Origin of the sequence: Rhodanobacter sp. ANJX3 (assembly GCF_014200755.1) — a bacterium.
Taxonomy (GTDB): Bacteria; Pseudomonadota; Gammaproteobacteria; order Xanthomonadales; family Rhodanobacteraceae; genus Rhodanobacter.
Map to the genome: position 1 here is coordinate 879,155 of NZ_JACHCM010000001.1, position 19,119 is coordinate 898,273.

The 19,119-nt window shown below is 61.4% G+C and carries 16 protein-coding genes; 5 read left to right on the forward strand and 11 right to left on the reverse strand.

The window, feature by feature from the left end:
* Positions 1–47 precede the first annotated feature (47 nt).
* Together HDE76_RS03845 and HDE76_RS03850 are read left to right on the forward strand one after the other, a co-directional pair.
* Positions 48–2,024: an AMP-binding protein gene (locus HDE76_RS03845; RefSeq protein WP_221262269.1), complete on the forward strand. Its 1,977-nt coding sequence runs from the start codon at positions 48–50 to the stop codon at positions 2,022–2,024.
* A 210-nt stretch (positions 2,025–2,234) separates the two neighbouring features.
* Positions 2,235–2,738: a gluconokinase gene (locus tag HDE76_RS03850; protein ID WP_255457561.1), complete on the forward strand. Its 504-nt coding sequence runs from the start codon at positions 2,235–2,237 to the stop codon at positions 2,736–2,738.
* A gap of 52 nt (positions 2,739–2,790) precedes the next feature.
* Here the strand turns inward: HDE76_RS03850 and HDE76_RS03855 are convergent, their stop codons facing one another.
* Complete coding sequence (locus tag HDE76_RS03855; protein ID WP_179476936.1) at positions 2,791–3,432, reverse strand: HD domain-containing protein; 642 nt, start codon at positions 3,430–3,432, stop codon at positions 2,791–2,793.
* A 124-nt stretch (positions 3,433–3,556) separates the two neighbouring features.
* Here HDE76_RS03855 and HDE76_RS03860 point away from each other — a divergent pair, with 124 nt between their 5' ends.
* Positions 3,557–4,519 carry a GlxA family transcriptional regulator gene (locus tag HDE76_RS03860; protein WP_184505492.1) on the forward strand — a complete coding sequence of 321 codons (963 nt, stop codon included), beginning with the start codon at positions 3,557–3,559 and terminating at the stop codon, positions 4,517–4,519.
* Positions 4,520–4,613: 94 nt separating this feature from the next.
* On the opposite strand, the gene HDE76_RS03865 is transcribed toward HDE76_RS03860, so the two are convergent.
* A complete protein-coding gene (locus HDE76_RS03865) occupies positions 4,614–5,603 on the reverse strand; it encodes a phospholipase D-like domain-containing protein (RefSeq protein ID WP_179476938.1) in 990 nt (329 codons plus the stop codon).
* Positions 5,604–6,168: 565 nt separating this feature from the next.
* Here HDE76_RS03865 and msrA point away from each other — a divergent pair.
* Complete coding sequence (gene msrA / locus HDE76_RS03870) at positions 6,169–6,675, forward strand: peptide-methionine (S)-S-oxide reductase MsrA (RefSeq protein ID WP_179476939.1); 507 nt, start codon at positions 6,169–6,171, stop codon at positions 6,673–6,675.
* A 58-nt stretch (positions 6,676–6,733) separates the two neighbouring features.
* Here the strand turns inward: msrA and HDE76_RS03875 are convergent, their stop codons facing one another.
* Complete coding sequence (locus HDE76_RS03875) at positions 6,734–7,087, reverse strand: hypothetical protein (RefSeq protein WP_179476940.1); 354 nt, start codon at positions 7,085–7,087, stop codon at positions 6,734–6,736.
* 412 nt (positions 7,088–7,499) lie between these two features.
* Here HDE76_RS03875 and HDE76_RS03880 point away from each other — a divergent pair, with 412 nt between their 5' ends.
* The gene (locus HDE76_RS03880) at positions 7,500–9,653 is read left to right on the forward strand and encodes a penicillin acylase family protein (protein WP_255481402.1); all 2,154 of its coding nucleotides are present in this window, start codon (positions 7,500–7,502) and stop codon (positions 9,651–9,653) included.
* Positions 9,654–9,763: 110 nt separating this feature from the next.
* Here the strand turns inward: HDE76_RS03880 and HDE76_RS03885 are convergent, their stop codons facing one another.
* From HDE76_RS03885 to HDE76_RS03920, 8 genes are all read right to left on the reverse strand, one after another.
* Positions 9,764–10,996, reverse strand: coding sequence for an FtsX-like permease family protein (locus tag HDE76_RS03885; RefSeq protein WP_184505494.1), 1,233 nt, complete (start codon positions 10,994–10,996; stop codon positions 9,764–9,766).
* A gap of 1 nt (position 10,997) precedes the next feature.
* Entirely contained in the window at positions 10,998–12,305 is a 1,308-nt protein-coding gene (locus tag HDE76_RS03890; protein ID WP_179476943.1) for an ABC transporter permease, read from the reverse strand.
* Between the two features lie 107 nt (positions 12,306–12,412).
* Positions 12,413–13,153, reverse strand: coding sequence for a LytTR family DNA-binding domain-containing protein (locus HDE76_RS03895; protein ID WP_184505496.1), 741 nt, complete (start codon positions 13,151–13,153; stop codon positions 12,413–12,415).
* Positions 13,150–14,268, reverse strand: a complete 1,119-nt coding sequence (locus HDE76_RS03900) for a histidine kinase (protein WP_179476945.1) — start codon at positions 14,266–14,268, stop codon at positions 13,150–13,152. Before HDE76_RS03900 ends, HDE76_RS03895 begins: the two co-directional genes overlap by 4 nt.
* Before the next feature lie 99 nt (positions 14,269–14,367).
* Positions 14,368–14,772 carry an ASCH domain-containing protein gene (locus HDE76_RS03905; RefSeq protein WP_221262271.1) on the reverse strand — a complete coding sequence of 135 codons (405 nt, stop codon included), beginning with the start codon at positions 14,770–14,772 and terminating at the stop codon, positions 14,368–14,370.
* 97 nt (positions 14,773–14,869) lie between these two features.
* Positions 14,870–16,099 (reverse strand): FtsX-like permease family protein, encoded by a 1,230-nt coding sequence (locus tag HDE76_RS03910; RefSeq protein ID WP_343205640.1) that lies wholly within the window; start codon positions 16,097–16,099, stop codon positions 14,870–14,872.
* 15 nt (positions 16,100–16,114) lie between these two features.
* Positions 16,115–17,422, reverse strand: coding sequence for an ABC transporter permease (locus HDE76_RS03915; protein WP_184505498.1), 1,308 nt, complete (start codon positions 17,420–17,422; stop codon positions 16,115–16,117).
* 829 nt (positions 17,423–18,251) lie between these two features.
* A complete protein-coding gene (locus tag HDE76_RS03920) occupies positions 18,252–19,085 on the reverse strand; it encodes an oxidoreductase (RefSeq protein WP_184505500.1) in 834 nt (277 codons plus the stop codon).
* Between the last annotated feature and the right edge of the window lie 34 nt (positions 19,086–19,119).

Consider the following 19,119-nt stretch of genomic DNA (forward strand, 5'->3'; position numbering starts at 1 on the left):
GGAAAAAATAGGGCAATGCGATGGCAGCGGCCGAACCATGCTTCGCCATGCCGCACGTTCCGGCAGACGATCGACTGACCAACGATCCCTCGGCGACGGTTCTCCGTTATCGTTCGCCGATGGAAAAAACGCTGCTCGAACAACCGCTGATCATGGCGCCCGATCGGGTGAAACCGGCCACTACGCCACAGGAGGCCGCACGGTGGCGCGCGCTTCCTCCCGAAGCCTACTGGCTGGAGATCGCGCAGGCCTTTGTCTGGGACAAGCCGCCTGAAAAAGCGCTCGACGGCACGCTGGGCGACTTTCGCTATTTCCCCGGTGCGATGGGCAACGTCAGCGTCAACTGCCTCGATCGCTGGCCGGCCGAACGCGTCGCGCTGCACTACGAGCGCGAAGATGGCTTGAAGGAAACCTGGACCTTCGGCGAACTCACCGACGCCGTCGCTCGCTTTGCCGCCGCACTCGAAGACCTCGGCGTTCGCAAGGGCGATCGCGTGGCGGTCTACGCCAGCAACGTGCCCGAGTCGTTTATCGCCATCCACGCCTGTTACCGCATCGGCGCGATCTATTCGGTGATCTTCGCCGGCTTCAGTGCATCGGCGGTGCGCGATCGCATCGTGGATGCGCAGCCCAAGGTCATCGTGTGCACCGACGCCACGCTGCGGCGCGGCCGCGTAATACCGATCAAGGCGACCCTCGACGAAGCGATGCAAGGCTTGCCGGTGCCCCAGATCATCGTCGCACGCCGCGTCGATCGCGCCTATCCGCTGCACGACGGCGAACACGATTTCGCCGAGCTGCTCGCACGCACCGCGCGGCGGGCGGTGCCGATGTCGCTCGAGGCCAACGATCCCGGCTTCATCATCTACACCTCGGGCACCACGTCGAAGCCGAAGGGCCTGGTACACGCGGGCATCGGCTTTCTGGTGGGCACCTATGCCAACGTCAAGTGGTCGCTCAACCTCGGCGCCGACGATATCTACTGGTGCACGGCCGATGTCGGCTGGCTGACGTTTCCGATCTTCGCCCTGGTGGGCGGCCTCGCCCACGGCGCCACGCACGTGATCTACGAAGGCAGCCTCGATACGCCGACGCCCGGACGCGCTTACCAAGTGATGGCGGATTACGGGGTCAACAAACTGTTCACCGCGCCGACCGCGCTGCGCATGCTTCGTCGCGCCGGTGATGCGCTGCTGCAGCAGCACGACACCAGCAAACTGGCGCTGGTGTCCCTGGTCGGCGAGCCGCTCGATCCCGATACGTGGTTCTGGACACGGGACAAGCTCGGCCGCGGCGCGATCTTCGTCAACAACACCTACGGGCAAACCGAAACCGGCACCGCCTGGTCGAGCAGCATGGTCGGCCTCACGCCCACGCGTCCAGGCAGCTGCGGGCATGCGCTGCCGGGCTATGCGCCCCACGTGCTGCGCGAAGATGGCACACAAGCCGCGCCCGGCGAAGTCGGTGCGCTGACGCTGAGCGCACCGTTTCCCTGCGTGGCCCGCACCGTCTGGGGCGATCACGCGCGTTACGTCAAAACCTATCTCACCACCTTCCCCGGCCACTACCTGTCCTCCGACGCTGCACTGTTCGACGCCGATGGCCAGCTGTGGGTCACCGGCAGGATGGACGACGTGATCAATGTCGCCGGCCATCGCCTCGGCACGATGGAGATGGAGGCAGCCTTGCTCAAGCACGCGGCCGTCTCGGAGGCCGCCGTGGTCACCCAGCCCGATGCGATCAAGGGCATGGTGCCGGTGGCTTTTGTCGTGCCGCGAGCAGGCTATGTCGACAGCGCCGAACTGCAGTCGGCACTGTGCCAGTCCATCGTCGATGCAGTCGGCGCCATCGCCCGTCCCGCGCGTGTCATCGTGGTCTCCAGCGTGCCGCGCACACGCAGTGGAAAAATCATGCGGCGCGTGCTGCGCGATCTCGTCGTCGACGGCGAGGCGTCCGGCGATCTGACCAGCCTCGAAAACCCGGAGGCCATCGGCGTGGTGCTGCAGAAGATGGCCGAGGCCTGACGGACATGCACGGCAATATCATCGACCTCGACGGCGGATCGACTGTACGCCACGAACATTACCCGTCGCGCGGCCGTAAGAGCCTGTTCACCACCTCCCAATACCTCGCGTCAGAGGATCATGAAGAGGCGCTGAGGTCATCGACTCGAACGAGGCGATAAACTTGCGTCGGCGTGCTGCAAGCACGGCGTCATCAACGAAAGGAGCGGCATGGTCATCATCGTCATGGGCGTATCGGGTTGCGGCAAGACCACCATTGGGCAATCGCTGGCCGACGCGTTCGGCTGGGATTTTCAGGAAGGCGACGTGCTGCATCCGCAGGCGAATATCGACAAGATGAGCGCCGGCATCCCCTTGGACGACGACGACCGCTGGCCGTGGCTGGATCGTATCGCCGCATGGATACGCGACGAGCATGCACATCATCGCCAGGGCGTGGTGAGCTGCTCTGCGCTCAAGCGCCGCTATCGCGATCGGCTGCGCCTGGCCGACGCCGACGTGGGCTTTGTCTATATCCAGGTATCGCGCAGCGAACTGGAGCGGCGCACCCGCCAGCGCCATCATTTCATGCCCACCTCCCTGCTCGACAGCCAGCTGCAGACGCTGGAGGAGCCGGCGCCCGACGAAGACGCGTTGACCGTATCGGGGGAAGCGACCATCGCTACGCTGATCGACGAAGTATCGCGCTGGTTGGCGGCACGAGCCCATCACTGAAGGGCCACCGTAATGCTTGCGCTGCGCATACCGATTCAGCGCAAGACGTTGCCTACGACGCCCAGCGCGATTGGCGGATCACGTCGCAGAAATTTCCGCGCACAAAGTGCGGATCCTTATCGGCCAGCACGTCGGCTTTCACGTTGCCGAAGGTTGTTTCCGGCTTGTGCTTGATGCCGTCGTAAAACGCCTGAATGATGTCCTCCTTGAAGTGCTCGCTGCGTGGAAAGGCCTCCACCACGGCTTGGCGCTCTTCTTCTGCATAAAGCGCGTGAGTCAGTCCCAGCACATCCATTTCGACGCCCGCCGTAACCAGCGCCACGACCGGGTGCATATGCTGCGCAATGCCTGGCGTCGTGTGCAGTGCGATAGCCGTCCAGACGATATCCAGCTCTGACTCGGCGATACCGTGGCGCCGGAGAAAATCGCGCGCCGCGTTGGCGCCGTCCACTTCGAAGCGCTCGTGGACGCTGCTGTGTTTTTCTGTCAGGCCCATGTCGTGAAACATGGCGCCCGCGTAAAGCAGATCGGGATCGACGTACAGGCCGCGCTGTCGAGCCGCGATGGCCCCGAAATAATAAACGCGGCTGGAATGATTGAAAATAAGCTCCGAAGCGGTATCGCGAACCACCTCCGTCACTTCTCTCGCCAGAACGCTGTCCGGCACCTGGATACCGCTGATCGTGGTTTGCATGATCGTTGTCCTTGATGGCCAGGCTTCAGGCTAGGCTTGGAGCAATCTGTCTTCAATCGACCAAAGCCGTCAATTTCTGCCATCATCGGTTCGATGCGGCCACGCAGGCGGCGAGGCACTGACGATGAAACCAAAGCGAGTCGTTCTGCTGGCCATGCCCGGCGTGCAGCTGCTGGATGTGTCCGGGCCGATGGACGTCTTTGCCGAAGCCAATGTCCAGGCCGGCTGGCCGGTTTACGACTTGCGCATCATCGCCAGCGAGCCCGGTGAAATCCGCAGTTCATCCGGCGTGCGGCTGATTCCCGACGGCGTGGCCCGTGGGAAAGAAAAAATGCCCATCCATACGCTGCTTGTCGCCGGGTCGCCACACGCCGCCAACAAGCCGTTCGGCGACGCTGCGCTGCGATGGCTCAAGGCCCATGCGCCGCATGCCCGGCGATTCGGCTCGGTGTGCACCGGCGCCTTCCTGCTGGCGGCGGCCGGACTGATCGACCGCAAGCGGGTCACCACGCATTGGGCGGTGGCAGAGAAACTGGCGCACGCCTATCCGGACGTCATCGTCGATGCCGATGCGATTCACGTGCGCGACGGACGCCTGCGCACCTCCGCCGGCGTCACCGCCGGCATGGACCTGGCATTGGCGCTGGTGGAAGAAGACCTGGGCCACACCGTCGCGAAACAGGTCGCCTCGCAGCTGGTGATGTTTTTCCGCCGGCCGGGTGGACAAACGCAATTCAGCCGCGGCGGCGAGTTGGAAGTGGCCGGCCGTTCCTCACTGCAAGAGCTGCAGCGATGGGTCATCGCCAACCCCGAGAAGGACCACTGCGTGACGGCTCTGGCTGCACGGCTGCGTATGAGTCCGCGGCATTTCGCCCGCATTTTCCGCAACGAAATGGGCACGACGCCCGGCGTCTGGGTGGAAACCATACGACTGGCTGCCGCCCGTGAAATGCTCGAAGGTGAGCACGGCGCGCCGAAGCAGGTCGCCGCGCAATGCGGCTTTGCCGACGTGGACAGTTTTCGCCGAGCCTTCAGCCGAGTGTTCGGCATCTCCCCGGCGCAGTATCGGAAATCGCACGCGCACTGAACAACCGGTCATGCGGACCAAGACTGGACTTTCAGCCTAGCCGAACGCGTAGAGCACGGTATTCGTACACCGTGCTCTACGCCATGACGATCGCTTACGACTTGGTCCAGGGCGTGCCGCCGGCATAATCGCTGGTGATGGTGCTGTTGAGCTTGGTCAGAATGGCTGCGTTGGTGGTCACCAAACCCAGCTCGCGATTTTCGGTCAACGACGCGCTCGAGAAATTCTCCGAACCGACGAAGGCCTTCGCGCTCGCGGTGTTGTAGTCGGCCAGGATGACCTTGGCATGGATGTACAGCGCCGTGTCGTTGTCGGGATAGGTGCTGACTTTCACCCCGGCCTTGGTCAAGGCGTCGAATTCCGTCTCGTAGTCGTTGTCGTCGTTGGTCATGCAGACGGTCACCGCGACGCCGCGCTTGGCCGCATTTTCCAGCGCGGTCACCACGCCGCTGTAGCTCATCTCTTCGTTTTCGACCAGCAGGCTGGTCTTGGCGCCGTTGATGATGTTGACCAGATCGGTCGCCGATACCGTCGGGCTCCACACCAAGTCGTCGCCCAAGGGTGGCGTGATGCTCTGGGCAGCGAAGTCGGCGTTGAACGTGCTTTCGATCGCCGCGACGTCGGCCGGATCGTTTTCGATCACCGCGAAGTCGCGCGTGGTGCTGTAGTAGCGGCTGGTGAGGTTGAGCGTCATCACCGCGCTGATCGTGTTATCGACCGTGATGGTTTTCTGATGCGTCGCGGCGTACTTGGTCCAGGCCCAGACCACCTGCACGCCGTGCGACGTCAGGTCGTTATATGCCGCCGTGTTGTTGCTCTTCTCCAGGTTCTGATCGAGGATCACGCGAACCTTGATGCCGTTCTCGGCGGCCTGATCGAGCAGCGTTTGCGCCTGCGTGTCGACCAGCTCGTACATGGTCATGTCGATGCTCGACTTGGCCGACTGGATCAGGTTGTAGATCGGCGTGAGGCCCTGATCGGGCTCGGTGACCAAGGTCTGCGTCACCGTGGTGCTGGCCAAGCTTTGGCTCGCCATGCCGAGGGTGCCCGCACAAAAGAGCGCGGCGCAAATGGTGGTTTTCATGGAGGTGTTCGATCCGCAACGGTTCTTCATAAGTCAGTCCTTTTGGTTGGCAAGTTGAAAGAGATCCGCGTAATGGGTCTTGACTACCCACGCTGCGAACCCCGGCTGCCCGGACAATCCAGTGCTCCCCCTGCAGCAGACGCCTGACGCCACAGCCGCCTGCGATTGAAGACCTCTTTTGTGACGCTAGGCTTTCCGTTCGTCGACGCAGGTTTATACGTTTAAAAACGATACATGCCAAAAGCCCACCGATCACCGCAATAGCTTGCCGCGCCACCGGGCGCGCTGCGACTGCCGCTTCGATGGGACTTGGGTTTGGCGAGTGTTTGCCGCCAGGTTATCGACTCGCAAGTTTTCGCCCGTCGAGCCATAAATGAAAGGCTCGGAGCAACGACCCGCAGAAACAGCGACTAACGATTTCCGATAGCGGCCTCGATTGAGGCGATCACCATTGGGCAAAACGCGTCACCATCACGGAGCCACGCGTGCGCGCTCCCTTGGGCTATCGAACCCCACCCCCATATCTGTGCCATAACGTATGTCGACCATAAACAGGAGCCAACCGATGACCGCTACAACCGAACGCGCCGTTCTCGCCGGCGGCTGCTTCTGGGGCATGCAGGAGCTGATCCGCAGCCAGCCGGGCGTGATCTCCACCCGCGTCGGCTACTCCGGCGGCGATGTGCCCAACGCCACCTATCGCAATCACGGCACGCACGCCGAGGCGATCGAGATCATCTTCAACCCGCAGGTGATCAGCTACCGCACCCTGCTGGAATTCTTTTTCCAGATCCACGACCCCAGCACGCCGAACCGCCAGGGCAACGATCGCGGCGTGAGCTATCGCTCGGCGATCTTCTATGCCAACGAGGAACAGAAGGACATCGCCGAGGACACCATCGCCGACGTCGACGCTTCCGGCCTGTGGCCGGGCAAGGCGGTGACCGAGCTGGCGCCGGTCGGCGATTTCTGGGAAGCCGAGCCCGAGCACCAGGACTATCTGCAGCACTATCCCACCGGCTACACCTGCCACTTCATCCGGCCGCAGTGGAAGCTGCCGCGCCGCGCCTGACGGTAAGCAGACCGACCCGCGTGCACGACGTCACTCGCGCACGCGGCGGCTCGCTCAATCAATGCAGCGACATCGCCCAGGTGATGTAAGCCGCATTGACGGCAGTAAGCGTCAGAGCTATCAGAAAAATAACGTCGGCCATTCGTTCGAGCCGATAGTTGCGGGTCAGGCTTCGGGTGCGCAAGGCCCAGTAGGACAGCAAGCAGGACGCTAGATAAAGCATCGCGTTCACTGCCAGCAGGTCTTCGGCCACCATGTCGGACTTGTGCGTGGAGATCACTACACGAATGATGCCCACCACCGTCAAACACACGCCCACCATGGCGGCGGAGGCGGTGAAGATATGGACACAGATGTTTTCATCCAGACGGATACGCTGGGACTTGCGGGGCGTGTTGACCAGAAAACTCATGGGGCTTCTTCGCTGATGAACGACTCCGTGATGGAACGCGGAACACGGGCAATAGTTTCATCATGGCCCATCGCAGCGGGGTCGGCGATTCAGCGAACGAAGAGATAAGGTCAATAACGCCTGCGTCATGTCGTGTTCCGTCAACGCCTGGATAATCCGTCCTCGCTTGAGTGATCAGCGCGCGACTCGCATCGATATTTAGTGGGCAACGTCTCGCGATCGACTTCGCCTCGGTCACACACCATCTCGTTACGCGGCAAGCCGGCCGGCATCGCGTGATGCTTTGCCCCACGGCAGCGCAACCTCGGTAAAGTGCAGGCTGTGATCCGGTTTAGGGGACGGAAAAGCTGATGCCTGTGGTCCATCGAAATACGTTCGCTATCGGCAGCGACTGCTGCCTTTTGCTGCCGCGTTGACCTTAGCGCTGTCATTGCAGGCATTCGCTACCGACGTTACTTACGAGACGGCGCGATGGCAGCGCGAGGCGCGCGACGTCACCATCACCCGCGACGACTGGGGCATTGCCCACGTGCACGGCAAAACCGATGCCGACGCCGTCTTCGGCATGGCCTATGCGCAGGCCGAGGACGATTTCAACCGCGTCGAAACCAACTATCTCAACGCGATGGGCCGGCTCGCCGAGGCCGAAGGCGAGTCGGCGATCTGGCAGGACCTGCGGATGAAGCTGTTTATCGACCCGGTCGCGCTGAAGGCGATGTACGCAAAAAGCCCGCGCTGGCTGCAGGCGCTGATGAACAGTTGGGCGGACGGCCTCAACGATTACCTGGCCGAGCATCCCGATGTGCATCCGCGCGTCATCCGACACTTCGAGCCGTGGATGGCGCTGAGCTTCAGCGAAGGCAGCATCGGCGGCGATATCGAGCGCGCGGCGCTGAACCCGCTGGAAGCGTTTTACGGCCGGAATCCGGCCGCGCTGGCGCGCGTCGATCCGCCCTCGAGCTGGAGCGAACCGACCGGATCCAATGGCATGGCGATTGCGCCCAAGCTCACCGTCGACGGGCACGCGCTGCTGCTGATCAACCCGCACACGTCGTTCTTCTTCCGCTCCGAACTGCAGATGAGCAGCGATGCCGGGCTCGATGCCTACGGCGCCGTGACCTGGGGCCAGTTCTTCATCTACCAGGGCTTCAATCCGCACATCGGCTGGATGCACACCTCGACTGGCGCCGACGTGGTCGACGAATTTGCCGAGACCGTCGTGCACGAGGACGGCAAGCTGTTCTATCGCTACGGCAGCGAGCTGCGGCCAGTGACCAGCAAAACCATCACCGTGCCGTATCGGGCGAAGAACGGCTCGATGGCCGAACGCCGCTTCACCGTCTACGCCACGCATCACGGCCCGATCGTGCGGGCCGCCGACGGCAAGTGGATCGCCATCGCGCTGATGAACAAGCCGATCGAGGCGCTCGAACAAAGCTGGTTGCGTACCAAGGCCAGCGATTACGTGAGCTATATGAAGGTTGCGGAGCTGAAGGCCAACTCGTCCAACAACACCATCTTCGCCGACGACAAGGGCGAGATCGCGTACCTGCATCCGCAGTTCATCCCACGGCGCGATAACCGCTTCGATTACACCAAGCCGGTCGACGGCAGCGATCCCGATACCGACTGGAAAGGCCTGCTGCCACTCGACGCCGCGCCGCACCTGCTCAATCCGCCGAACGGCTGGATCTTCAACACCAACGACTGGCCCTACTCCGCCGCGGGGCCTTACAGCCCGAAGCAGGCCGACTACCCGCGCTACATGGACAGCGTCGGCGAAAACCCGCGTGGCATCCACGCCACCACCCTGCTCACCGGCCAGCGCGACTTCACCCTGGCGTCGCTGATCGGCACTGCCTTCGATTCGTACCTGCCGGCATTCGCTCGGCAGATACCGATCCTCGTGGCCGACTACGACGCGCTGCCCGCCAGCGATCCGCTGAAAACAAAACTCGCCAGCCAGATCGCCCTGCTGCGCCACTGGGACTATCGCTGGGGCATCACCTCGATACCGACCTCGCTGGCGGTGTTCTGGGGCGACACCCTGTGGGATTCGGTCAGCAAGGCCGATACCGCCGAGGGCTTGTCGATCTACGACTATATGGCCGAGAAAGCCGGACCCGCAGCGCGCCTGCAGGCGCTGGTCGAAGCCTCCGACCGGCTGGAAAAAGATTTCGGCAGCTGGGGCACGCCGTGGGGCGAGATCAACCGCTTCCAGCGCCTCACCGGCGATATCGAGCAGCCATTCAATGACAACAAGCCGAGTATTCCAGTACCGTTCGTCTCCTCGCGCTGGGGCTCCCTCGCCTCGTTTGGCGCGCACCTCTGGCCGGGCACAAAGCGCTATTACGGCACCAGCGGAAACAGCTTCGTCGCCGTGGTGGAGTTCGGCCCCAAGGTGCACGCCCGCGCCATCACCGCCGGCGGCGAAAGCGGCCACCCGGACTCACCGCACTTCAACGACGAAGCCGAACGCTACAGCACCGGCAACCTGCGCACCGTCTATTTCTGGCCGGAAGAACTGCAGGGTCATATCGAGCGGGTGTATCACCCGGGGTCATAAGCGCTGGCTTAGAGCCTGTTCCCGATAAGCACACTGCCAGCGCAAAAAGCAGACATCCGCCAGGCGCGATCGGTCGCCGTCTCGACTGCCAACTAGATAGCGGACGAAGGTCAAACGCTCCTCGTCGCCACAACCGGCGGCACGGCGGCGGCGCGCAGCGCCGGTCCCAGCACGGCGAGCTGGCCGATCGACCACAGCGCGATCGCGCCGACCGGGAAATAGATCGCAGGCAGCCGCGGCAATTCGTAGTGCATCATCAGGAAAAGGTTGATGCCGTAGGCCAGCACCATGCCGAGCGCGATACCGATCGTGGCCAGGAGGAAGTTCTCAGTCTGGAAATAGTGCAGGATGTCGCCGCGGGTGGCGCCCAGCGCGCGGCGCACGCCGATCATGCGGCGCCGCTGTGCCACCCAGAAACTCGCCAGGCCGACGATGCCGAGCGCAGTGACGATGAGCAGTGCCACGATGACACCCACTAGCATGCCGGCCATGGCGCGGTCGTTGGCGAAAAACGCACGGCGCGCATGATCGTATGTACGCGCCTTCAATACGACACGATTGGGATTGAGCTGTTTGAGCTTGGCCACCGCCGCTTTCAGCACTGATTCTCTATGCTGCGGCGCGCAGCGGATGAAGTAGCTCGCACCATCGGCCGAGGTCATGCGAATCGGCCAATACGTGCTGTACTGCGCACCCTGCTGCAGGTTGTTCTGGCGCGCCAGAACGGCTATGACGCCGATCACGCGAAATGGAATGCCGCTTTCCGTGTAGAGCGTCTTGCCCAACGCTTCCTGTCCGGGCCACAACCGCTCGGCAATAGCCTGCGTGATGATCATGGTCTGTGGCAGACCCTTCATGTCGCCATTGTTCAAGGCGGCTACCGCCGTATCGAAATCGACGTATTCGCCGGGCTCGAAATTGCGTCCGGCCACCAAGCGCACGCCCAGTGTAGGCAGCAGGTTCTGGCCTAAATACTGACCTGCATCAAGCGTGTTCTGTTGCTGCTGAGGATCTAGCTTGATGCCGGTATTGGACGAGCCATCGAGTGAGAACGGCAGGTAGCGATCCAGCCCCACCTGCTTGACGCCAGGCATCTGTTGCAGCGCCGCCACGTCGTTCTGCGTCTGCGCCTTGGCATCGGGGGTATCGCCGATGTATCCCAACTGGATCTGCACCAGCTCGTGCTCGGCAATGCCGCTGGGCACGTCCATACGCTGCAGCCGCTGGCCGATCAGGAATACCGCGTTGCAGACGATGGCACAGGTCAGCGCAATCTCCAGAGCCAGCAGCCATGCGGTGAGCTTGTGCCGGCGCAGGGTGGAAAGAATCGGCAGGATGTCCATGTCAATTACTCTTCAGTTGCAGGGCGGGCGCGATCTGGCAGGCACGCCAGGCCGGCAGCAGACCGGCCAGCAGGCTTGCGCCCAGCGCCAGCAGGAAGGTGGCCAGCAGCATCGCCGGGTCCAGATGCGCCAACGGCGCGTACTCCGCTGGCTGTCGACGCACCAGCCACAGTCCGAGCAAGGCCAGCAGCAGCCCACCGATGCCTCCGGCAAGACCAACCACACCCGACTCCACCAGCAGCTGCGCGAACAGCGAGCGTTTCGATGCGCCCAGCGCGCGGCGCACGCCCAGCTCGCCGGCACGGCGCATGAACTTGGCCAGCATCAAGCCCACGGTATTGACCAGACACACCAGCAAAAAGCCGAATGCCAGCCAGGTCTGCAGGCGCACGTCATCCGGTACCACCTGGTTGTAGTCCAGCCACTGCATGACATCGCGCAGTTGGACATTAGGCGGCCGCTGGAAACGGCCGAGCGCTTTTTGCTGCTCCGAGTAATGGATGAGGAACGTCTTGTATGCGGCCGCCTCAGCTGGCTTATCCAGTTGCACCCAGAACTGCAGCCAGGCGCAGCGCGAAGCATGATCCGGATTGATGCCGGTACCCCCCTTGCCCCAGCAGTCGACACTGCCGTCGTGATGCATGCCCACATCCTGCGAGCTGGACAGCGGCACGTAGACCCCTTCGTTTTCGTCATAACTCTTGCGAAGGAGGTCGTAGAACTGTGGATTGGGATGCCAGTTGCCGAGCACGCCGACGATGCGAAACTCGGCACCGGACAGGCGCAGCGTCTGGCCCGTGCTGTCCGTGCCACCGAACAGCTTGCCGTTGAGCGTGGCGCTGATCACCGCCACGCGTGCATGCGCTTCGTCGTCCGACGCGCTCCATGCGTGTCCGTATTCCAACGGCACGCCGAACATCGGAAAGAAATCGCCGGTGGTGTAACGCGCCGCTTCGTAGAACGGATCGAGCATCGTGTTATGCCGCTGCACAACCACCAGGCCGCCGGTCATCAGCGCCTGACGATCCGCGCGTTTCGCACGCAGCAGGTTCATGCCGTCGATCCAGCTCACCTGATACATCGGTTGCGACTTGCCAGGCAGATAGCCGTTCATGTCGCGCGGATCGACCTGCGCGTAATACAACGTGCTGCTGCGACCTGGCAACGGATCACCGGACAGCACATGCAGTACGGTCAGCGTAGTCATGCTGGCGCCGATGCCCAGCGCAATCGCCAACACCATCAGCGCGGTAAGAACTTTGTTGCGTCTGAGACTGCGCAAGGCGAGATCAAAGTAATAGCCGAGCATTCCTCTCCTCCATTCACTTCCGCTTTTACAAGCAGGAGCTTGATCCGCCGCCAATCAGCTGGCAGCAGATTTGGGGTGAATGGAGACGTCGGCGTGGCGAGGGGGAACTATTGCCCCATGCGGGCGAATATCGCTACACGATACCGTCGGCTGAGTCGGAGTACGCGGCCACTGTGCAGGTGCATTTCGTAGTCACCCTTAAAGAGGGGGGTGAGCGATGCGACAGAACCGAGGTTCACAGCTGTCGACTTGTGGATCCGTACGAAGTGCTGTTCCCCCAGTTGGGACAGCAGATCCTGCAGCGTCCTGCGCAGCAGGTAGTTGCGCGCAGCCGTGTGCACGTGGACGTAGTTGTCGTCGGCTTCGAGCCATTCGATGGATGCTGCATCGATCAGCTGTAAGCGCTCGCCGTCCGGTACGAGCAAGCGCTCGCAAGAAGGCGCCCGTGCTCGCCCAATCGCTACCGCTGGAGCGCCGGATTCATGGGCGTTCAGCCGCTCCCGGACGCGCTGCACGGTTTGCGCAAAACGATCCATGTCATAAGGCTTGAGCAGATAGTCGACAGCATTGAGCTCGAACGCCTTCACCGCATGCTGGTCGAATGCAGTCACGAACACGATGAGCGGTGCGCTCGACGGCTCAAGCTGCGCTGCGACCTGGAGTCCCGACAAGGTCGGCATCTGGACATCGAGAAAGGCCACGTCCGGGCGGAGCTGTTCGATACACTGCGCTGCGGACAATCCGTCATCGGCCGATCCGGCCACGGTCATACCCGGCTGTTCTGCCACCCAGCGTTCGAGCTTCTCGCGGGCTGGCGCCTCGTCATCGGCGATCACGGCGCGGATCATTGAATGGTGTCCATCAGCGGTATCAATACGCGCGCGGCAACGCCGTCGCCCTCGTTGCGGACCAGCAGGGATGCCTTACTGCCATAAATGATGCCGAGTCGCTCACGGCCGTTGCGAAATCCCACTCCGTCACGTTGCTCCGGCACCAGCATGGAGCCCGAGTTGCTAATGACGATTTCCAGTGCGTCGCTTTCGCGCCGGACACTGACAATGATGGACACGTGCGCCACCGTGGGCTCGACGCCGTGCTTAAATACGTTCTCAAGCAAGGGCTGCAACACCAGTGCCGGAATGGGTGTGTCAAGCAGAGCCTGATCGATCTGCCAGTCCACCGTCACGCGATCCCGGAACCGTTCGAGCATGATGTCGGCATACAGCTCGAGCGTGCGCAGTTCTTCGGCGAGTGGCGTCATCTCATGCTCATTGGACCGAAGACTGATACGCAGCAGATCTCCCAGCGCGGCCACCAAACGGTCGGCTCGCGCCACGTCCGTATGCATCAGCGCCGAGACGGTGTTGAGCGCGTTGAACAGGAAATGTGGCCGCAGCTGGCCCTGGAGCCGTGCAAGCTGCGCCTCGGCCAGCGCTTTCTGCGTTTGTAGCAAACGTTGCCATTGAAATTGCCACTGTCCATAGGAATCGATACCGAACAGCACCCCGAGCCACAGGCCCGAGTTGTACGTCACTTTGAGGCTCTCATACACGACAATGAATCCCCACCGGCCCGAGGGTTCGTAGGTACGACCCACGGCGGCGTAGACGCCATACCGTATCGCGTAAACCGCCATAATCCAGGTGATGCAGACCAGCGGCAACCATCGCAGATACCTGGCAAACCAGATCAAGGGCTTGTCCAGAGGCGGCGCACGGCGCCCACGAAACCGGACGGCAAGCCACATCCATCCGGTCGAGACCAGCGCCGAACTCCCTTCCGTCAGGATCGGCTCCCACCACTGCGTGAGCGGATTACGGAGCTGATCCTCGATGGCGACACCGATCATGAGCAGCCAGAACGCTGCCCACAATGCCCAAAACGTGGACACGGTCTTGAGCGGAAACGCCGCGCCGTCATCGGCGTGGGCGCTTACCGGCTGCTGGCGGGATGACACGTTCATGGTGATCGAGTTTAGCCGCACCTGCGGCGACCGACGTCGCCCATGTGGCAAGCGGGACCTGAGCGGGGCGAACGGCCGCGGTCAGTGTATGAAACGTCGTCAGCTAGAAGCGTGTCTGGCGATGACTTCGACCAACTCAAAATGCAAGGTGACCAACTCGAAGCGATCGTGCAAATCCACATGGGGCATACAACGAATATGGCATTGCCGAAACTCTTCGGCACTCGAGAACGTCTCGCCACGCCACACTTCTTCCGGCACGTTGCCGAACTCTATCCGATAGACCTTGGTCGCCCGGATGATGCAGCGCAGGACCCGCTTCGGATCGTAGACCTCAATGAGATCGCCGGGCTCGTAGCTGCCGTCGCCATGTTCACCGTAAGGCTTGTAATATTCTTCGACCGTTTCCGAAGTCACGGTCTTGCGACCTTCCATCACGCTGACGGGAAGACTGTCGTCGTCCTCGTGCGCGCTCCAGAAAGTCAGCCTCTTTCTCCGTTCCATATTTCCCTCATGAATTGAGCCAAAGCCGCATGCGGAGATTAACCGGATGTCTTGACGCTTAAATCGCCTCGATAGCCACGTGTCGCCGGATTGAGTGTCATATCGAACGCGTCGCTTCTACCGGAGGCACACGCGAAGCACGCAGCGCCGGAGCCAGGGTCGCTGCTTGGCCGAGCAGCAGAAGCGTCAGCACGCCAGCCAACACGAAATCGATGGGCAGCAGTCTCATTTCGAAGTGCCGCACCAGCCACCAACTCATGCCCATGGCCAACACCGAACCGACCATCACGCCAGCTGCGCTGATCAGGAAATTCTCAGTAAGGAAATACGAGAGAATGTCGCCTTTTCTCGCTCCAAGCGCGCGGCGCACGCCGATTTGCTTACGCCGTTGAGCGACCCAGAAGCTCGTCAATCCGACTATGCCGGCGGCAGTAATGACCAGCAACACGGCGCAAATGATGCCCATCAGAGCCGCCATGCCACGATCTGCTTCATATGATTTTGCGCGAACCTGCGCAAAGCTCCGCACACCGCGCTCGGGGTCGATGATTCGCAATCGGCTTTGCGCGAACAACGCCTTGGGTGCCTCACGCATGGCGTCGGCCAACTCGCGTGGCCTGGCGCGCACCAGGTAGATGCTGCGATCCTGAATCAGTCTGGCAGGCAGCAGCACCGCGTTGTATGCCCTGCTGTCCGGGCTCTGCGCGAAAGGGCCTTGCAGCGTATCGGTTACTCCAATAACCACACCAGGCTCGCCATGCATCGTCACATAGACCTTTTTGCCCAATGCAGACTGATTCCGGAAAACTTGTTCTGCCAGCGCCCTGGAAAGGATGACTTCAGCCGGCGCGATCGCTCCGTTGTTGGTCATGTCGGTGATCTCGTCAGGATGGAAGTTCCGTCCCGCGATCAGCTTGACGCCAAGGGCTGCCAGCGTGTGGTCATCCGCAAAGTAGCGAGCGATATCGGCGTTGCCCTGGCTCTGTTCTGCCGTCAGCGAAAAAGAACTCGTCCAGCCCTCTCCGCTGAGCGGGTAGCTATTGACCTGCGACGCGTCCTGCACACTCGGTAAGTGCCGCAAAGCGATCAGGTCCGCCTGAATTTGCGCATCGGTACGCTGCGTCGACGATTTGTCCACCCATTGGTTTTCAATTGCAAAAAGGTTGGTCTCTTCTATCCCACTTGGGCGATGCACGCGCTGTAGCCTTTGCTGAATGATGAAAAGGCCATTGCATACGATGGCCAGCGTCAGCGCGATCTGCATGGCAATCAGCACGGTTCCGGCCTTATGCCTGCGGAGTGCAACAAGTATGGGTTTGATTTGCACGCGTCGATTCCCTGCTTAGTTCGACTTCAGCTGCCATGCCGGCTGCACGCGGGACGCCCGCCAGGTTGGATAAAAGGCCGCCACTACAGTTGCCAAGACAGCGGTCCCAAGGGTTAACCCGATCAGCGCGAAATCCACGTGCGCCAACCGAGCAATCTCTGGTTTGAACAACAGCCCGAGGCCGAACATGCCTGCGTAAGTAAGGATCAGACCCAGCAAGCCACCCGCCAAACCTACCGTGCCAGCTTCAACCAGATACTGACAATAGATGGCGATACGCGAGGCGCCTAGCGCACGACGTACCGCGATTTCAGCCGAACGTCGCATGAATTTTGCCAAAAGCAGGCCAATCGTATTGACGATGCAGATAACGAAAAAGCTGACTGCCACCAGCAATGAGACGCTGGCCTCCGGGGGCACCACCTGGTTGACATCGAGGTATGCGTTCACATCGTACAAGCGCACGTTCGGTGTCCATTGAAAGCGCCCTTCGTGCTGCTGCAGAGCAGCGTATGCGGTGAGAAACTGGCGATAGTCAGCCACTTGTTTTGGCCCAGCCAATTCGACCCACACCTTCAGCCACACGCACTCGCCGTGCAACCAACTGTTCCAATCGGTACCGTCGTTAACGGACCCGCAGCTGTAACCGGTCGTCGCGGTTTGCAAATCGAGTGCGCGGTTATATGACACATACACCTGGGCCGGATCTGCAAACGCCTTGCCTGAAAACAGGTCGTAGAATCGCGGGACTGGATTCCACTCCTGCGTGACGCCCACGATACGATAGGTGCGCGTATCGAGGACAATGTCGTGTCCGACACTGTTCGTGCCACCAAACAGCTTGTCATTCATGGCTTGGCTGATCACTGCCACGGCCGCATGATTGTCGTCGTCGCTGGCGCGCCATGCTCCGCCATAGAGGAAAGGCACTTCGAACATGCCAAAAAAGTCAGCACTAGTCGCGTAGCCCTGCGCGTCGAACGACAATGCTTGCACGTCTTGCGGCGACACGGAGACATCGATGCCATAGAGCAGAGTCTGATGTTCCGCCTTTCGTGCGTGCATTAAGGCTGTGGCATCGGTATAGGACAGCGCATTTTTTGGCTGCCCGTCCGTGTTGTATTGCGGCCCCCAGTTATCGATCAACGGGGTAAATAGCTGAGAAGATTTTTGCGGTATCGGGTCGCCGGATACCGCGCGGAATACCGCATAGGTCACCATCGAAGCCGCGATGCCGAAGCCGATCGCGATCACCATCAGTGCAGTAAGCGCAGCGTTGCGGCGCAGGCTTCGAAAGCCCAGCTCCAGGTAATACCCCAACATCAATAACTCCCTTGATCGACAGATATGGCCGCCGATACCTACTGCCGTCAACCAAGGCGCGCGATTCGGTATCAAAGTGGAGTGAGCAAACGCAATGCCAACGAGGCAAAGCAAAAGTCCGCTTTAAGTTCATGCAGTTATCGCGGCCGCGCCAGGGTACCGCTGCGTCCGCGGACACTGACTGCGGACACTGCGGACGTACCGGCCGCCCGCTTCCGTGGAAGAAGGGAGCCTTATCTTGATGATGCTTTCAAACCATTTCGGACAAAGTATGCGTTGCGTGCCTCAAACATCCATGCACGGCCCCAGCCTGCGCGGTAAAGACAAGAGATTCATCCCAGAGACCATAGCTAACATGCCTTTACCAGCCTCGCTTTGCCGTGCTGTCCTCACGCTGGCTTGCCACTGCCTAGCGCTGCGCGTCATCAGTGCAACTGTCTCTACCCCGATCAATACACCACGCGGTCACGCATGACTGCTCAAAGCCGATCGCGTGTTCGACGCCGTGCGCGATCAAGCCGGCGACGGCGCGGACTGGATCAAGCTGTACACCGACTGCCACTGCGGCAAAAGCTGACGGCACCGTATCCACCGTCACTCAGGACGAGTTGATGTCGGCGTCGAGTCCGCGCACTCGCTTGATTTTCCGGTATCGGTGCAATCCACCATGCCCGTACGACCGAGCGGTTGGAACGAAAGGCTTCATCTCATTGGACGAAACCTTTTCGTCGCCAGCGATATGGCTCGGATACAAGTTATGCAGCTATCCAAAACCAAAGACGGCAAGTGCGGTCGCTTTCAGCACGAATTGCGAACCAGCCGGCTTCGTTCATCCGTCCGTCGACAGCGTCACGGCTTCCCAGGCATACATCTCCGCCGACAGCTGGGCGAGCTTGGCTCGCACCAACGCCAAGGCATCGCTACCCAGAAGCAGATGCGCTGGCGGCTTTTCGCTGTCGATCAGTTGCAGGATCGCCTTGGCGGCCTTTTGCGGATCGCCCAGCTGCTTTCCGCTCTTCTCCTGCCTGGCCTGGCGAATGGGATCGAATACCTTGTCATAGTCGGCAATGCGGCGCGGCGACCGCTGCATCGACCGACCGGCCCAGTCGGTGCGGAACGAGCCCGGCGCCACCGCCGTCACGGCGATGCCGAAGGGTGCCAGCTCCTTCCCCATGACCTCGGACAAGCCTTCGAGCGCGAACTTGCTGCCGCAGTAATAGGCAATGCCCGGCATCGTAATGAAACCGCCCATCGAGGTGATGTTGATGATGTGTCCGCGGCGACGCTGCCGAAAATACGGCAGAAAGGCCTTGGTTACGGCCACCGCGCCGAAAACATTGACGTCGAACTGCTTGCGCATCTCCTCCAGCGGCGACTCCTCCAACACGCCCTCGTGACCGTAGCCGGCATTGTTCACCAGCACGTCGACCGGCCCGAACGTCGCTTCGACGTCGGCGACGAGCGTATCGATGGACGTCGTGTCGGTAACGTCAAGCACGTATGCATGCGCCTTGGCCGGATCGAGCGCCTCGAATTCGCGCGCTGCCGCCATGCTGCGCACCGTGCCGACTACGCGGTGTCCGGCAAGCAAGGCCTCGCGCGCCAGCGCCTGACCGAAACCACTGCTCACGCCGGTAATAAAAAGAGTTTTTGTGGTGCTCATATGTTTACATCCTGCCGCTGCTTCGAATGCCTGA

What these genes read in the sequence shown, in the direction of transcription:
- msrA (WP_179476939.1), top strand. Translation starts at nt 6,169, where the DNA reads ATGACCGCTACAACCGAACGCGCCGTTCTCGCCGGCGGCTGCTTCTGG.
- HDE76_RS03860 (WP_184505492.1), top strand. Translation starts at nt 3,557, where the DNA reads ATGAAACCAAAGCGAGTCGTTCTGCTGGCCATGCCCGGCGTGCAGCTG.
- HDE76_RS03915 (WP_184505498.1), bottom strand. Translation starts at nt 17,422, where the DNA reads ATGTTGGGGTATTACCTGGAGCTGGGCTTTCGAAGCCTGCGCCGCAAC.
- HDE76_RS03900 (WP_179476945.1), bottom strand. Translation starts at nt 14,268, where the DNA reads ATGAACGTGTCATCCCGCCAGCAGCCGGTAAGCGCCCACGCCGATGAC.
- HDE76_RS03875 (WP_179476940.1), bottom strand. Translation starts at nt 7,087, where the DNA reads ATGAGTTTTCTGGTCAACACGCCCCGCAAGTCCCAGCGTATCCGTCTG.
- HDE76_RS03920 (WP_184505500.1), bottom strand. Translation starts at nt 19,085, where the DNA reads ATGAGCACCACAAAAACTCTTTTTATTACCGGCGTGAGCAGTGGTTTC.
- HDE76_RS03890 (WP_179476943.1), bottom strand. Translation starts at nt 12,305, where the DNA reads ATGCTCGGCTATTACTTTGATCTCGCCTTGCGCAGTCTCAGACGCAAC.
- HDE76_RS03845 (WP_221262269.1), top strand. Translation starts at nt 48, where the DNA reads ATGCCGCACGTTCCGGCAGACGATCGACTGACCAACGATCCCTCGGCG.
- HDE76_RS03865 (WP_179476938.1), bottom strand. Translation starts at nt 5,603, where the DNA reads ATGAAAACCACCATTTGCGCCGCGCTCTTTTGTGCGGGCACCCTCGGC.
- HDE76_RS03855 (WP_179476936.1), bottom strand. Translation starts at nt 3,432, where the DNA reads ATGCAAACCACGATCAGCGGTATCCAGGTGCCGGACAGCGTTCTGGCG.
- HDE76_RS03885 (WP_184505494.1), bottom strand. Translation starts at nt 10,996, where the DNA reads ATGGACATCCTGCCGATTCTTTCCACCCTGCGCCGGCACAAGCTCACC.
- HDE76_RS03895 (WP_184505496.1), bottom strand. Translation starts at nt 13,153, where the DNA reads ATGATCCGCGCCGTGATCGCCGATGACGAGGCGCCAGCCCGCGAGAAG.
- HDE76_RS03850 (WP_255457561.1), top strand. Translation starts at nt 2,235, where the DNA reads ATGGTCATCATCGTCATGGGCGTATCGGGTTGCGGCAAGACCACCATT.
- HDE76_RS03905 (WP_221262271.1), bottom strand. Translation starts at nt 14,772, where the DNA reads ATGGAACGGAGAAAGAGGCTGACTTTCTGGAGCGCGCACGAGGACGAC.